Annotated in this window: 15 protein-coding genes and 2 tRNA genes; 5 read left to right on the top strand and 12 right to left on the bottom strand. The window is 44.7% G+C overall.

The features are described 5' to 3' along the window. Positions 1-53 precede the first annotated feature (53 nt). Entirely contained in the window at positions 54-1,190 is a 1,137-nt protein-coding gene (locus MKX36_RS08050) for a hypothetical protein (protein ID WP_117289733.1), read from the top strand. A gap of 124 nt (positions 1,191-1,314) precedes the next feature. Here MKX36_RS08050 and MKX36_RS08045 read toward each other — a convergent pair whose 3' ends face one another. Together MKX36_RS08045 and MKX36_RS08040 are read right to left on the bottom strand one after the other, a co-directional pair. Beyond that, positions 1,315-3,297 carry an AraC family transcriptional regulator gene (locus MKX36_RS08045; RefSeq protein ID WP_340864503.1) on the bottom strand — a complete coding sequence of 661 codons (1,983 nt, stop codon included), beginning with the start codon at positions 3,295-3,297 and terminating at the stop codon, positions 1,315-1,317. A 102-nt stretch (positions 3,298-3,399) separates the two neighbouring features. Continuing rightward, positions 3,400-4,278 carry a radical SAM/SPASM domain-containing protein gene (locus MKX36_RS08040; protein ID WP_340864502.1) on the bottom strand — a complete coding sequence of 293 codons (879 nt, stop codon included), beginning with the start codon at positions 4,276-4,278 and terminating at the stop codon, positions 3,400-3,402. A 176-nt stretch (positions 4,279-4,454) separates the two neighbouring features. Between MKX36_RS08040 and MKX36_RS08035 the strand changes: the two genes are divergently transcribed. Genes MKX36_RS08035 through MKX36_RS08025 form a run of 3 tightly spaced genes read left to right on the top strand, consistent with a single transcriptional unit; the run spans position 4,455 to position 6,884 of the window. Beyond that, positions 4,455-5,234, top strand: coding sequence for a helix-turn-helix domain-containing protein (locus MKX36_RS08035; protein WP_340864501.1), 780 nt, complete (start codon positions 4,455-4,457; stop codon positions 5,232-5,234). Continuing rightward, positions 5,231-5,896: a GNAT family N-acetyltransferase gene (locus tag MKX36_RS08030; RefSeq protein WP_340864500.1), complete on the top strand. Its 666-nt coding sequence runs from the start codon at positions 5,231-5,233 to the stop codon at positions 5,894-5,896. Before MKX36_RS08035 ends, MKX36_RS08030 begins: the two co-directional genes overlap by 4 nt. Beyond that, a complete protein-coding gene (locus MKX36_RS08025; protein WP_340864499.1) occupies positions 5,880-6,884 on the top strand; it encodes an alpha/beta hydrolase family protein in 1,005 nt (334 codons plus the stop codon). Before MKX36_RS08030 ends, MKX36_RS08025 begins: the two co-directional genes overlap by 17 nt. Before the next feature lie 85 nt (positions 6,885-6,969). Here the strand turns inward: MKX36_RS08025 and MKX36_RS08020 are convergent. The 3 genes from MKX36_RS08020 to nrdR all read right to left on the bottom strand — a co-directional run bounded on the left by MKX36_RS08020 (position 6,970) and on the right by nrdR (position 7,727). Continuing rightward, positions 6,970-7,042 (bottom strand) — tRNA-Lys (locus tag MKX36_RS08020). Between the two features lie 11 nt (positions 7,043-7,053). Next, positions 7,054-7,129 (bottom strand) — tRNA-Ala (locus MKX36_RS08015). A 130-nt stretch (positions 7,130-7,259) separates the two neighbouring features. After that, positions 7,260-7,727: a transcriptional regulator NrdR gene (gene nrdR / locus MKX36_RS08010; protein WP_013370366.1), complete on the bottom strand. Its 468-nt coding sequence runs from the start codon at positions 7,725-7,727 to the stop codon at positions 7,260-7,262. A 105-nt stretch (positions 7,728-7,832) separates the two neighbouring features. Here nrdR and MKX36_RS08005 point away from each other — a divergent pair, with 105 nt between their 5' ends. Next, positions 7,833-8,057, top strand: coding sequence for an alpha/beta-type small acid-soluble spore protein (locus tag MKX36_RS08005; RefSeq protein WP_013309613.1), 225 nt, complete (start codon positions 7,833-7,835; stop codon positions 8,055-8,057). Positions 8,058-8,176: 119 nt separating this feature from the next. Here the strand turns inward: MKX36_RS08005 and MKX36_RS08000 are convergent, their stop codons facing one another. From MKX36_RS08000 to pstB, 7 genes are all read right to left on the bottom strand, one after another. Further along, entirely contained in the window at positions 8,177-8,740 is a 564-nt protein-coding gene (locus MKX36_RS08000) for a lytic transglycosylase domain-containing protein (protein ID WP_016819641.1), read from the bottom strand. Further along, on the bottom strand, positions 8,737-9,333 hold the full coding sequence (gene coaE / locus MKX36_RS07995; RefSeq protein WP_107734365.1) for a dephospho-CoA kinase: 597 nt from the start codon (positions 9,331-9,333) through the stop codon (positions 8,737-8,739). The genes MKX36_RS08000 and coaE overlap by 4 nt, the downstream gene beginning before the upstream one ends. Before the next feature lie 10 nt (positions 9,334-9,343). Beyond that, positions 9,344-10,147: an MntP/YtaF family protein gene (locus tag MKX36_RS07990; RefSeq protein ID WP_044785442.1), complete on the bottom strand. Its 804-nt coding sequence runs from the start codon at positions 10,145-10,147 to the stop codon at positions 9,344-9,346. 111 nt (positions 10,148-10,258) lie between these two features. Next, complete coding sequence (mutM, locus tag MKX36_RS07985; protein ID WP_016819638.1) at positions 10,259-11,089, bottom strand: DNA-formamidopyrimidine glycosylase; 831 nt, start codon at positions 11,087-11,089, stop codon at positions 10,259-10,261. Between the two features lie 71 nt (positions 11,090-11,160). Then, positions 11,161-13,815, bottom strand: a complete 2,655-nt coding sequence (gene polA / locus MKX36_RS07980) for a DNA polymerase I (RefSeq protein WP_340864498.1) — start codon at positions 13,813-13,815, stop codon at positions 11,161-11,163. A gap of 175 nt (positions 13,816-13,990) precedes the next feature. Further along, on the bottom strand, positions 13,991-14,650 hold the full coding sequence (phoU, locus tag MKX36_RS07975; protein ID WP_016819636.1) for a phosphate signaling complex protein PhoU: 660 nt from the start codon (positions 14,648-14,650) through the stop codon (positions 13,991-13,993). Between the two features lie 40 nt (positions 14,651-14,690). Further along, the gene (gene pstB / locus MKX36_RS07970; protein WP_016819635.1) at positions 14,691-15,449 is read right to left on the bottom strand and encodes a phosphate ABC transporter ATP-binding protein PstB; all 759 of its coding nucleotides are present in this window, start codon (positions 15,447-15,449) and stop codon (positions 14,691-14,693) included. Positions 15,450-15,523: the final 74 nt, after the last annotated feature.

Raw genomic sequence — 15,523 nt, 5'->3', positions numbered from 1 at the left:
TAATAAAAGGGTAAAATTCCCTTTATAAATATGAAACAGAGGGAGTTATTTCCATGCGATTCAGTTATGCCTATTTTCGATTTTATATTATTGCACTTATAGCACTATTCATTCTTACCAGTTGCAATTCCAAAAATGCTGTAACTACAGTCCAAATGAATTCTAATGTAGACAATACGACTCATAATACAGCCGTTGTGGACAAAGAAAGTCAACCTGTCCCACACGTCACAGAGTCGTCAGCTCATACCGTTACCTCGGATAAGGATCTTGTGGCTCTCACCATTCCCGCTGGCTGGCGTAAATTTAAACAAGGACAACTGGATTCAGTGCTTAGTGTTTGTGACAAAGAAAAAAAGAACGTAGGTCTGGTTTTCCGTGTCCCCAAGTCAGCTTTTGCAAATAATATGACGCTCGACGAATTCGTACAGCAACGTGAAGAAATCTCCGCACTGGGCCTAGAAAACTTTAAGGCTGTGGATACTACCCCAATCCAGATTGATTCCACAACCGCTAGAACAGCCGATTATAGTGGGAATTTCCAGGGCCAACAGGTCTATTACTTCAGTGCCATGTTTGAGAGCAAACAGCATTATCTTCAAGTATTGATCTATTCAAGGGGAGGCTCAGCTATAGAAAAACATCACGAATTTGCGACAATAGCCAGCTCCTTAAAAATATTAAGCGACTCACAAGTGGAGCCTGATCTTCGTTCAACAACTATTTTAAAAACTTTTAAAAGCGAAGATGCCCAGCAACGAATCCGTCTCCCTTATGTATGGAAGGCTGGTTTAATTCTTAATCCAGATGCGTTAATTCAAGCCTGGTATGAGAAAAACGATGCGTACATGGTGGTCATCAAGGATTGGAAATCTGAACTACCTTATGAGAAATCCTCAATGATCACATTAAAAGAATACGCTGAGTTTTCAGCTCAATTAGTACTTAAAAGGTCTGGAAAAGGGATAATATTGACGGGACCAATAAAGGTCAATATTAACGGGAATCAAGGCTTGCAATACGAAGTATGGACAGAGAACGATAAAGTGAAAGTTGTATATTTAATCACTTATTTGGAGCATACCGATTCTTTCTCTCAAATTATTTTTTGGACGAGAGCTGATTATTACGATAATCAAAAATCTGAATTTCAAAGATACACCAAAACATATAGAGAAGAAGAAATATAGACATGACAAAATCCGCCAAACCCTTAGAAATCTTTGTGTAAAGCGGATTTTTTCTATGTGACTATCACAGCTTGAAATCCTAAAAACTTCTCCATATTAAAATGGAACTATATCACCTTAATTCTTATCTTTTGTGGGCTAATAAGAGATTAACTATAGTATCCAGTTGAAGCTCCAGCGAATAGGGATCTTCCATCACAAACTCATCCCCTTTATCGCTGAATGAACCGTACATGTACACCTGTCCTTTTTTTACAGCCAGAAGACCCTTCCATAGCTCACTATGTAGAATCTGATTGGCCCCTTCATCTTCTGAGCCATATACAAAGATGTGATCTCCCATATACTCGGGTAAAACCTCAAGCGAAATATTTTCAAATCCTTCTTTCATATTCAATGCTTTCTTAGTGGGTGGCAGCTGTAGCATTTGATATATGGTTGGACTTCCGTAGTTACCGCCTTTCGCCGCTAAAACATAGATTGATTTATTGGCGACTTGTACGATCGAAACCGTCTCTCCATCTTTAATAATACCGTCAATTTTAGTTCTAGCTTCTGCAACTTTCTTCTCATATTCAGCAATCCACTGCTCGGCTTCTTTCTGCTTACCAAATATTTCACTGATTCTGCGGAATTTATCCAGTGGTCCCGCTGTAGATTCACCCTCCCAATACGGCAGGAACACAGTCGTTCCTACCTTCTGGTAGCTGTCGATGTTCTTTTCAATTGAGCCGATAATTAAATCCGGTTGCAGTACGGTCAGTTCCTCCAAATCCATAGGAAAATCCCCGAGATCTTTGATTCCGTCTAACTTCTCTTTGGGATATCCCGATTGATCAATCCAAGCCTCATTCAACATAAAGCTTCTGACCCCTACAGGTATAATCCCCAGTTTTAAAAGATGACCCATATACTGATCCGATGCTACTCGTTTCGGGTTAGCAGGTACTTCCACATCGCCTTTTAGTGTCTTAACCGTTCTGGTCTGTGCTTGTACTGCCGCTTGTCCATCGCTGTTGGATGATGTCGCTGTATGATTGGCTTTCGTTTGCGAGCTTCCATTTGTATTCGTCGGAGCTGAGCAGGCTCCCAGCATCAATGATAAGCACAACATGATCATCATTGCTGTAATTTTGCCTCTTCCGTGCATGAATAAATCCCCTTCCGCATGATACCGATATTGATAATCAATATCAGTATAACGGCTGAAAGCTGTCCGCTGAAGGGCATATTTAAGCTTCGTTTGGGGCATATCCTGATCTTGCGCCTGGATATGCTGCTGCCGTTCTTTTTTGAATCGTACAGGAGATAGTCCCTTATATTTCTTGAAGCTGCGACTTAATGAATGAGCATCTGGATATCCCACACGCTCTGCGATCTCCTGCAAAGTGGCATCCGTCTGCATTAGCAGCTCTGCCGCTCGATTTGCCCGTATCTGGCCCAAGTAATGAATTGGACTGGTATGCATTTTACTTTTGAACAGCCTTGATAAATATCCGGTACTGCACTCTAGCTCCTCCGCAATGGACTCTAGTGTTATAGACCGACTAAAATGCTCACAAATATAAGTTACAGCTTGCGCTACCAAGTCAGGTTTAAGGGGCTGAATGCCTTGTCGATCCAATTGATGTAACAATTCGAAGACAAAATGATGAAATAAAGCTTTGACGTGCAGTTTACCAAGTCCCGATCCCTTATGCCATTCTTGCTCCAACAGCTTCACTTTATCATACAGGGGCAGCGGGTAATGAGGTGCGAAAGCATACTGATTCTGAAAAGGATTTCCCTTTTCCAGCAATTGTGCGATCTCCTTCCGACCAGGTAGGGCCAAAGTTGCCTTGTACAGAATGATGTAATATTCAAGCACATCCTCCGTCATGACGCTCAGGTACATTCCTTTTCCCCCATGCAGGACATGAAAACGATCCACCCTATGAACACTGTCATCTAACCATACCCGCGCACTTCCGCGTACAGTATATAAAAACGCACTGACCGGAAGTCTGTAGTTTCGCAATTCTTCCCCTTTATCCATTTTCTTATGGCGAACATCCATCACTTGTATAAACACATGGTTCCACAATAAAATGTGTTCGTTCAACTTCATTACTACCGCTCACCCCCTATCCAAATATAAGAAAAAGCCCTGTAAAGGGCTATCTTTTTTTTGTGAACCATTCAATTGTCGCTTGGATTTCCACCTATATGTTTAGGTTCCAAATCGTTTGCGATACCCACACTTTCGGCACAACTCTTCCACTGCTTCTCTCTTGGAGAATCCAAAGTACAGACGGTTTGCACGCTCACCTTCCACGATCTCCGAAAAAGTTTGCTCATGGACATTTCCTAAATTAATGACGCCTTCTCCATCAAGACAGCAAGGGACCACTGTTCCATCCACCAAAACCGCCGCTTGACTGCGAAGCGCATGACAAAAGCCTTTTCCGTCATCTTCTGGTGCACTCAGGCTAGGCCATTCAAATTCGTAGTCTTGATTCAAATATACATTGGGGGCGATTTTGACCCCACTGCCCGGCATTACTTTTTCTTCAATCCGATAGTTCAGCCCAAACTCTTGCTCCAATTGCTCCAGTGTCTCGCGGTTGCGCTGACGCTGCACATTAGTCAAATTGTCTTGAGTCAGGTTCCAGAGACGGAATGAAATAATGACATTGTGCTTTACAGCTTCTCTGACAAACGTGAAAATATGACCCAAATAACCTTCTCGATCCACAGAACCTTCATGCCCGTCAAAACTATGAAGAGAAAAGTTCATCTGCCGTAATGCCGGCTGACCAAGCAGCTTATGTCCGGTCTTCGGCAGCAAGGTACCATTGGTGGTAATGTTGACCTTTAAGCCTTTCTCATGCGCACTCTCCAGCAAAAGATCAATTTTGGGATGGAGCAAAGGCTCTCCTTTTACATGCAGATAAATGTAATCCGTATGCGGCTTGACCTGATCAAGCACATTCCGAAAGACTTCCGGATCAATAAATTTTTTGACACGTTGTGTCTGAGGGCAAAAACTGCATGCAAGATTGCAAATGCTTGTTATCTCAATGTATACCTTCTTAAAAGTCTTCAACATGATTTCCCCATTCTAACCTTCATCCTGAACATTTGGTTTATGCTCACTAATCTTATGATTATAACGGGTTATGAACGAGAGGTAAACTCTGCGGATATTTTCTATTGACCTTAGGTCTGACCTAAGGTTTATAGTGAAGTTATTCAATTATCAATTATGAGTAAGGAGACCTATCATTGAAAAAACACATAACGATCAGCCAGCTTGCTCAGCTCATGAATGTATCTGTACATCAGCTGCGGTATTTTGAAGAAAAGGGTATCCTTTATCCGTTATACACAGATGAAAATCAATATCGAATGTACGGACTTCATGAAATTTATCAACTTTCACATATTTTAATGCTACGTAAATTAAATATCCCTGTCGGCCAAATTGAAGAATGCATGACTTCCTACACTGCCGATGATTACAACCAGCTTTTAGAACATTCGTTACAGAAGGTACAGGATGAAATCGCTAACTTAAAGCTGCTCGAACAGTTTATTCATAAAGTGCTAAAAGAACATCATAACCTTACCCGGCAAAACAATGAGTATCGAATCAAGCTTTTGGATACTCGACATTTAAAGCTGTGGTTTGCATTGGAGAGTGATCAAGAACTCACGGCCAGGAATCTATTTGAGCAGCGGCCTTCACCACCACAATTATTTGAAAATGATCTACATTATCTATCTGATTCTGGACAGGTGAAACTATATTATGAAACGACATCAGGAGCAACTGACTATATTCTGGAAGAAGGCAGCTATCTTTATAAGCACTTCTCTGCCACTGAAGACGCTGAGATCGAACACCAAGTCCAACAACTGGAGCATTATGCGACCCAGCACCAATATGAATGCCTAAGCAAGGTCATTGTGGTGGAAAAATCCTATCTATCCATATTCGACAGCAACGAGCTGCAATATGAGATTCAAGTAAAAATTTCTGATGTGCAGGAGGACGTTACATGAGTCCACAATCCTATAACATTGTTGCTTATCAAGAGCAAGACCATGAAGCCGTATGTAAGCTCTTAGTGGAATCGTTTAAGGCAAAATTTCAAGCTCTTGTTACTTTGGAGGATCAAGATATACAGCGTTTATTAATGCAGGTTTGGGTTCAACATCCTGATTCTACATCTGGGAAGCAATTTGTGGTTAAAGAGAACGAAGATGTTGTTGGTGTCCTTTCGCTCAAATGGAAGGCTCCCTCCTCTTCACTTCCTAAAACAAATCTCACTTCTTTGACTTCGCTTATAAAACAGTTTGGCTGCTTCAATGTATTTAAATTTTTGACAGGCATGTATGCGCTGGACTATAAACCTGCCATAGATGAGTGTTATATTGATCATTTGGCGATTCGCTCAAGTCATCGCAATCAAGGGATCGGGCGACGTTTTCTAGCTTTCGCACAGCAGTTTACGGTTGAATCCGGTTTCCATGCGTTGACACTTCATGTAGCACATCAGAACCGGCAGGCTATCCGCTTGTACCACAATCTAGCATTTGAAATTGAGCAGTCTCAATATAATTATTGGCGACATTTTTGGTTCAAGGAGCCTGTATGGCATCTAATGAGCTGGAAAGAACGAAACTGCATTCGAGGAGAGAACAGCATTGAAAAAAACATATAAGCTAACCCTTGGTATTGCGGCAGGTCTGGCTGTTGCCTTGATATTGATTGTTTTATATCAAAATTCCTACAAGATGACGGAAGAAAAAATACAAATTGCAACTCCCAAAGGAGTATTAACAGGTACACTGGCTTTGCCTAAAAACTACTCGGGAAAGGTTGGATTGGTTGTTTTTGTCCATGGAGATGGTCCAATCAATGACACGTATGATGATGGATACAAACCACTGTGGGAAAGGTTTGCTTCTAAGGGGTATGCTTCCTTATCCCTGAATAAGCCCGGTATTAACCGCGCTCCAGGCGATTGGCTGGAGCAAAGTATGGAGGACCGGGCACAGGAGATTCGATATGCAGTTGACTGGGCCAAAACCTTACCGATGATTGATAAGCACAAAATCGGCCTTTGGGGAGCCAGTCAAGCAGGCTGGATCATTCCGAAAATCGTTAAAGAGGAGCATGATATTGCATTCAGCATCCTTGTATCGCCAGCTGTGAATTGGATTACACAAGGGCGATTTAACACAAAAAAAGAGTTGGAACAAGAAGGAGCTAGCCCGCAGCAAATTAAAAAGAGACTGGACTACGACCATAAGGTTCTACAATTACTGAAAAATCATGCTTCCTATGAAGAATACCTAAGCATAGCCAGTCCTAGCGATATCATTTCCAAAGAAAGATGGAGCTTTATAGGCAAAAATTTTCGTTCTGATTCTACGGAAGAATTAAGCTACTTTAAATCTCCTGTACTCTTGGTTCTGGCTGGGAAAGATATGAACGTAGATGTAAAAGACACCGAGCGAGTATATCGCCAAAAGATATCTCCAGACCTGCTGTCTGTCATTCATTTGCCAAAAGTTGACCATTCCATGATGAATGAGTACATCACGCATTCCAAGTCCCTAACCTTCTTAACCGCCGTATTTGCCCCCAGACAATTGGTGAGTGATGATTATCTACAAATTCTCGCCGATTTTGTTAGTCAGCATTAAGCTTGGAACTGTTGTATACTCTATTAGACCGGGAATAGATATATAAACAGCAAAAAAACGGCATTTCTGCCGTTTTTTTAAAGGATGGACTCTCAGGGACTCGAACCCTGGACCAATTGATTAAGAGTCAACTGCTCTACCAACTGAGCTAAGAGTCCATATAAAATTATGGTGGAGCCTAGGGGGATCGAACCCCTGACCTCATCGCTGCCAGCGATGCGCTCTCCCAGCTGAGCTAAGGCCCCGTCTCATGTAAGTTAATTAACGTTTCAAGCGACTTCTATATCATATAAAATATTCGACCCTGTGTCAATACTTTTATAAAAAAAATATTAACATCTTCCCGCCACGGCCCTAAAAAGATACAGTCAGCGATCAGTCGCTGTCTGTATCTTTGGATAACAGTGTTTTCAGTTCCTTCATAAACATATTGATGTCTTTGAACTGCCGATAGACGGACGCAAAGCGTACGTAGGCCACTTCATCCACAGGATAGAGCTGTTCCATGACCAGCTCACCAATCTGCTGGCTATCCACCTCTGTGGCTGCCGTGTTGCGAATGGCGTTCTCCACCTGAGATACAATCAGATCGAGCTGCTCGACTGATACTGGACGCTTCTCACAGGCTCGAATGAGACCGCGCAGCATTTTATCACGGCTAAACTCTTCACGGCTGCCATCTTTTTTGATGACCATCAGTGGGGTCTCTTCCACCATTTCAAAGGTGGTAAAACGCCTGGCACACTGTTCGCATTCGCGGCGGCGTCGGATGGACTTATTATCATTCGCTGGTCGCGAATCCAACACTTTCGTGCCGTTGTAAGCGCAATACGGGCACTTCATAATCTCATCACTTCCTTTTTCCAATAAATTCCCGAAGCTTTTTAGTAATAATTTTGTCGAAACGGATCATAATATGTTTACCACGTCGCAAGGAGGTGAACAACAATGGCACAAGGAAACAATGGCAACTCCAACAACCTGGTAGTCAGCAGATCCTCCGGTGCTCTGGAGCAAATGAAATATGAAATCGCTCAAGAGCTGGGTATCAGCATTCCTCAAGATGGATACCAAGGTAACATGACTTCCTATGAGAACGGTTCGATCGGGGGCTACATCACAAAACGCCTCGTAACGATCGCCGAACAACAATTGGCAGGACAATACCAATAATCTCGGTAATAATGAAGAAGTAATACGAAAAAGTGTAGGGATAGGCTGCTAAAAACAGCCTGTCCTGCGCTTTTTTTCATTTTAAAGCGAAAAGGCTCATGTTGTCATTAACCTGTCCCTTAAAACTCATTATAAATTTTTGTATATTGCCTGTAGTAATAGATGACTCGCTGTACATAATGCCGTGTCTCACCAAAAGGGATTTGCTTAATGGACTCTTCTTTGCCATCCCACACCCCCTGATCTAGCCATTCCTGAACTTTACCTGGACCAGCATTATAAGCCGCTACGATGACCACAGGATTATCCTGAAACTTCATAGACAGGTTATGCAGATACCAGGTCCCCAGCTCAATATTGGTGCCGGGCTCGTGCTTGACACTATCCAGCGGGACCTTCTGAATCTGGGCACTCTCCATAATCCAATTGGCTGTGTTCGGCATAATCTGCATAAGCCCCAGCGCACCCTTGTGTGACTGCTTGCTGGTTTTAAAATTTGTTTCCACACGGATAATAGACGCCACCAAAAATGGGTCCACTTCATAGGTCTGTGAATACTGCCGAATCTCATCCTTATATTGAATCGGGTAAAACCAGGACATCCAATTCGAGTTGAGGAACAGAATCAGGACAAATCCGACAAACAAAATGAGCAGGACTCTTTTCTTACGTAAAATGTTCATGCAAGTCCCTTTCGCTGCCAAAACTGATCAATTTGCATCTGCGTCTCAGACTGTGTTCCGCTATTATCAATAACAATATCAGCTAAATTTTTTTTCTGCTCGATATCCATTTGTGCGGACAAACGAAGCTCGGCTTGCTCTTCTGTCAGACCGTCTCTGAGCATCAGACGTCGGAGCTGAACATCACGTGGTACATATACAACCATAATTTCCTCGTACAGGCTCTCCAGCCCAGACTCATACATTAACGGGATATCTGCCAAAACAAGCTTGTCCGGCTGCTCCCGTTCATAAGCTTCCATGCGCAGACGCATTTCCTCACGAATAGCAGGATGCGTAATATCGTTAAGTGCCTGTCGCTGTACAGGATCTCTGAATACAATCTCTCCCAGTCTTTTGCGGTGCAGGGTTCCGTCAGTGTTTACTATAGCTTGTCCAAAATGCTGTATGACCGCCGCCAGCACCGGATGCCCCGGAAGCATAACTTCCCGGGCAATGGCATCTGCGTCGATCAGCAGCGCACCCTTGGCGACCAAAAGAGCCGACACGGTGCTTTTTCCGGTAGCGATCCCTCCGGTTAATCCGATATTCATGCTCTTCACCTCATAACAGCTTCAATATACCCATCATAATCAGTAATAATGCCGGCAATACGCCGAGCGCCTTCATAAATCGAAATGCTGACAGGAAGAACCCTGCCTTCATACCAGCAATCAAAAATACACCGCTGAATAACGTAATAGCCAGCGCAGTAGACAGGGGCTGAAAACCAAGCATGGCTGCACCTAAGCCCGCTCCGAACGCATCGACCGATAATGCAATACCTAACCAAACCGCTTCGGTAGCAGATATACTGCCGGAACGGTCCATATCCGCAGCAGACGGGCTTCGAAGAATCCGAATAACAAGCCCCCATTTGCGGAACTCCAGCGAAAATAACGTTCGCTCCTCCTGCTGTAACTCCAGAGAAGTCTCTGTCGATAGATCTCTTCCTGAGCTGGTTAGAGACTCTGTATTGGCATTCTCAGCACTTTTTTTCTCCGCAAGAGCTGATATATGCCCTGAATCTGAATCAACCTGTTCCGCAAGGTGCAGATCCCGAGGGACTTCCGCTGTTTCTTCCGTCAAATCTTCCTTGCGTTGCAGAGCCTGAATCAAAGAGTAACAGCCGATACAGATCAGAATGACAGCACCGAAAACCGTCGTATATACAGGAGACAGGACACGGGATAGTAATGCGCCGAGCTGCATGGATATGCCGATCACCAAACCTGAACATACGGAGATGATAGCAATCGACAACAATGGAATTTTCATTTTGCGCAGACCATATGTAACACCGACTCCGAAACTGTCCAAACTTAGCGCAAATGCCAGTAACAGCAGGGCTCCCCAATGATTAGCCACTCCAATTCCCTCCCATTGCGAAGGCTGGGCCTTACAGCAACCGACTCCCTTCGCAGTATTGGTACTTGGAACAATATATGAGAGGGATGGGCTTGGGGTGACTGTGCCTGTTTAGCGCAAAGGCTGGCAGACCGGGCAATGATGTGTGCCACGTCCAGCTACGACGGATTTTTCGATCAATGTACCACAGTTAATACAAGGCTTCGCGTTGCGTCCATAGATTTGCAACTGATGCTGAAAATCACCCGTTTTGCCCTGTCCGTTAACGAATGATTTGATGGACGAGCCACCAACCTGAATCGACGCGCCCAGCGTGGAGACAATAGCTTCATGCAGTACGCGAAATTGGCTATCCGTTAGGCTTTTGGCTGGCTGTGCCGGATGAATCCCTGCCTTAAATAACGATTCATCTACATAAATATTCCCGATGCCTACCACATATGACTGGTTTAACAGCGCTGCCTTGATCGAAGTCGAACGAGTTCCAACAGCGGCACGCAGCATTTCAGGTGTAAAAGCCTCGTCCATCGGTTCCAAACCGAGTTTATTCAGCGGCTTTTCCAGCAAATCCTGTCCTGCCGGAAATAAGTGCATTGTACCAAATTGGCGTACATCCTGATAACGCAGCTCTGTACCATCTTTAAAATGAAAGATGACATGGGTATGCTTTTCCACAGGATCATCTTGTGAATACAATCCATAGCGTCCTTCCATTCGAAGATGGGAGACAAGCACTAGCCCGTCCAGCAAAATCCGCAGAAACTTACCGCGTCTTTCCACCCCAATAATCCGGTGGTCAGCCAATTCCATCGCAAATGCGTGGATATCATCGGGACGTTGGATAATACGCGGCAAATTTACGGTTACATGATCTATATGTTTATCGACGATTAGCTCGTTTAGTGTTCGTTTAATGGTTTCTACTTCCGGTAATTCCGGCATGATGTCTTCACCTCACCCTATATTATAACGGAAGCAACGTCAAATTGGGACTATCTACTCATTGAAATATCTTACTTGGCCTCATACCAATTGCTGCCATAGCTTACTTCCGCTTTAAGCGGCACAGCCAGCTTTAATGCAGCTTCCATGGTAGCGGGAACAAGCTCTTTCATCGTTTCCATTTCCTCAGGCGGAACCTCGAATACAAGCTCATCATGTACTTGTAACAGCATACGGCTGCGAAGATTGCGCTCACGCAGCGCTGCGTCCATCTGCACCATCGCCAGCTTGATAATATCGGCTGCGGTACCTTGAATCGGCGTATTCATCGCTGTACGCTCGGCGAACGAACGCTGGTTGAAATTGCTGGCGTTAATCTCTGGCAAATATCGTCTGCGTTCCAACAACGTTTTTACGTATCCATCCCTCTTCGCATCCTTCACAATATCATCCATGTAACGGCGAACACCCTGGAACACGTCAAAATACTGGTCGATAAAGCGAGCCGCTTCCTTCCGCGTAATATTCAAATTTTGCGACAAACCATAGTCGCTAATCCCGTAAACAATCCCAAAGTTGACTGCCTTTGCGGAACGTCGCATATCGGAGTCTACAGCTTCTGCAGGGACACCGAACACATCGGATGCGGTCTTGGTATGGATGTCCATATCGTGAACAAAAGCCTCTTTCAAACGCTCATCATCCGAAATATCAGCCAGCACCCGCAGCTCGATTTGTGAATAGTCTGCCGCCAAAATCGACCAGCCCGGCTCCGATGGAACAAATACTTTGCGGATTTTGCGTCCTTCTTCGAGACGGATCGGAATGTTTTGCAAATTCGGAAATTGACTGCTCAAGCGTCCAGTTGCTGCAACCGTCTGCCGGAAATACGTATGCACTTTACCTGTCTTCTCCGAAATTTCTTTAAGCAATCCTTCGACATACGTCGATTGAAGTTTGGCAATGGTGCGATATTGCAATATGTTTTGCACAATATCATGATATGGCGCAAGCTTTTCCAGCACCTCTGCATCGGTCGAGTACCCGGTTTTTGTCTTTTTAATAACGGGCAGACCCAGCTTATCAAACAAAATCTCACCCAACTGCTTAGGCGAATTAAGATTGAACTCTACCCCTGCAATGCTGTAGATCTCACCTACCAACGTTGTAATCTGGGCTTCAAATTCTTTTCCCAAAGCGCGCAGTTCCTCTACATTCACCAAAATACCCTGCTTCTCCATATCCGCCAGAATGCGGGATAACGGCATCTCAAGCTCATGGAACAGCTTGTGCATTTCCGTTTTTTCCAGCTCCGCCTGCTGCACAGGTACCAACGCTTCGATCACCGCTGCCTTACGCGCCACATGATCGGATAGTACATCTACGTCAGGAATTCTATATTTAGCTCCTTTACCAAACACTTCGTCGTCTGGACGAATCGATGACAAGCCATACTTGGCTGCCAGCCCACTCAATGTCTGATTGGCGTCTGTCGGATCTAGCAAGTATCCGGCCAGCTGCACATCAAACTCAGCTCCAGCAAACTCAATTCCATGCCAGTGTAAAGCCAAGTCCGTACGATGCAGATCATGACCGCGTTTTTTGCGTTCAGGGTCGGCAAGCCATTCGCGAATAGGGGTAGCTGCATCACTTTGTAGAACTTCCAGTGTCATAAAAAACTGACGCCCTGTTGCGGCAAATATCAAGCCTACAATCTCAGCATGATGCGGATTATCACCATGCGTCTCAACATGCAGCACATCTACGTTATTCAGCACTTCTACCAATTCGCTGATCCGCTGTTCATCCAGCACAGTCACGTCTGCTACAGCTTCCTCTACGCCGACTCCAGCACTGCCGACCTCGCCCGAAAAGGATAAACGCTCCAGCAGGGACTTGAACTCCAGCTTCGCCAAAGCTGGTCCAGCCGTCTCTGCCTGTAGCCCGCTGAAAACCACATCTTCCAGTTGCTTGTCCAACGTTACATCCCGATAAATGGTCGCCAAATCCTTGCTCATTCGCGCATCGTCAGCATGAGTCTCCACGCGTTCTTTCATTTTACCCTTCAGCTCATCCGTGTGCGCCAGCACCTCTTCAACTGAACCATATTGATGCAGCAGCTTGAGCGCTGTTTTCTCACCCACGCCCGGAATACCAGGAATGTTATCCGACGTATCGCCCATTAGGCCCTTAAGGTCTATGATTTGCAGCGGCTTCAAGCCATAACGTTCCTGAATCTGCTCAGGTCCATACGTTTCCACCTCGGTAACCCCTTTGCGGGTCAAGCCGACCGTGACATGGTCTGAAGCCAATTGAAGCATATCCTTGTCGCCGGTCACAACCAGCACATTAAAACCCGCTTCGTCCGCTGTTTTGGACAGGGTGCCTATAATATCGTCTGCCTCATAGCCATCCAGTTCAAATTGGGCAATGCCGAAGGCGGTCAATAGCTCTTTCAGCAGCGGAAATTGCTGGGACAGCTCCGGCGGCGTTTTCTCCCGTCCACCTTTGTAATCCTCGTACCCTTTATGGCGAAACGTAATTTTACCAGCATCAAACGCAACCAAAATATGTGTTGGTTTGTGCTCCTCCAAAAGCCGCAATAACATTGTCGTAAATCCGTACACCGCATTCGTCTGCTGTCCGCTTGAATTCGTCAACGGCGGCATAGCAAAAAACGCCCGGTATATGATACTGTTACCATCTATAAGCATGAGTTTATCCATTTCGCACCTCGCAAGTTCATCAATGCATTCGTAACGTTCTTACGTATTACGCATTCCTCTTCCTATCTTAACATACAAGACTCTTTTTCAGAAAAAAACGGCTGTTTCCTAGCCAAATTTGCCTTTTGCTCAAAGACAAATCTGGATTAGAAACAACCGCTATATACTAAAAGCCTTACTGGTTCAAATCTGGCCGCTCTCCTGTCACGAGATATACAGTGCTTTCACCGATATTCGTAGCATGGTCGCCAATGCGTTCAATGTAACGTCCTACGAGCAGTTGCAGCATGGCTTGTGAAGCCTCTGCTGGCTTTTCTACCATAAAAGCGTATAGATCGCTGATCATGTGGCTGTACAAGGAATCCACCCGATCATCCTCTTTAGCCATTTTGTAGGCCAGATCTGTATTTTCATCCAAATAGGATTTGATCGCATTGTCGATCATTTCTTTAACAATGGAAGCCATGTGTGGAATATCCACCAACGGCTTCATCGCCTGCTGTCCTTCCAAGCGAAGTGTGACCTTGGCAATATCAAGTGCCAAATCACCCATACGTTCCAAATCACTGGAAATTTTAAATGCAACAATGATCCGGCGTAAATCCTTCGCTACTGGCTGCTGGGTAATAATGAGCTTGGAGCCCATATCCAGAATATTTTCTTCCATTGTATTAAGGGATGCATCATTTTTGACTACCTGTTGGGCCATTTCTGTATTTTTGGTCTGCAAACATTCAATAGCCTGATCGAGCGCCTTCGAAACGTGTGCACCCATTTCGCGCAGTACGGCTCTCAGTTCTTCTAATCCTTCATCAAAACCTTTTCTACGTATCATTTCGAAGTCACCCCTTCTCGCATAATCATCAAATTTGGCTTTAGCCAAAACGCCCGGAAATATAATCTTCCGTACGTGAATCCTGTGGCGTGGAAAACATCGCCTCTGTATCCGCTGCCTCTACTACAACCCCATTCAAAAAGAACGCAGTTCGACCAGACACACGCGCTGCCTGATGCATGTTATGCGTCACCATGACGATGGTATACGTGTCTCTTAATTCTTGAACCAGCTCTTCAATTTTCATCGTCGAGATCGGGTCCAGCGCAGATGTAGCCTCATCCATAAGTAAAATATCTGGCTGTACAGCAAGCGCCCGGGCAATACATAGCCGTTGTTGCTGTCCGCCGGACAAGCTCAGAGCAGAACGCTTGAGAAAATTTTTAACCTCTTCCCAAAGTGCTGCCTGCCGTAGGCTTTGCTCTACCAGTTCATCTAACTTGTCCTTTTGCCGGATTCCATGCAACCGCGGACCATAGGCCACGTTATCATAAATGGATTTGGGAAACGGGTTAGGCTGTTGAAAAACCATTCCCACCTGTTTACGCAGCGTTTCTACTTCCATAGTATCGCCGTATATATCCTGCCCTGCGATGCTCACGGTCCCTTCAATACGCGTTCCCGGTATCATGTCATTCATCCGGTTTAGCGTACGCAGCAAGGTTGATTTTCCACAGCCGGATGGGCCGATGAAGGCTGTTACCGTTTTTTCAGGAATATCCAGGTTTATATGTTTCAGCGCGTGGAATTTTTCATAATACAAATTCAGCTTATCAATCCGGATTACGGAATCATTCATGGATTTATGATCTCCTTCGTGTTGCAGTTATGGTCCTCAAGCATTGCACCTGATTTGCACAATATGAAGATTAT

It is taken from the genome of Paenibacillus sp. FSL W8-0439 (assembly GCF_038008995.1).
GTDB lineage: Bacteria > Bacillota > Bacilli > Paenibacillales > Paenibacillaceae > Paenibacillus > Paenibacillus polymyxa.
This window is presented reverse-complemented; position numbering and strand designations above follow the sequence as displayed.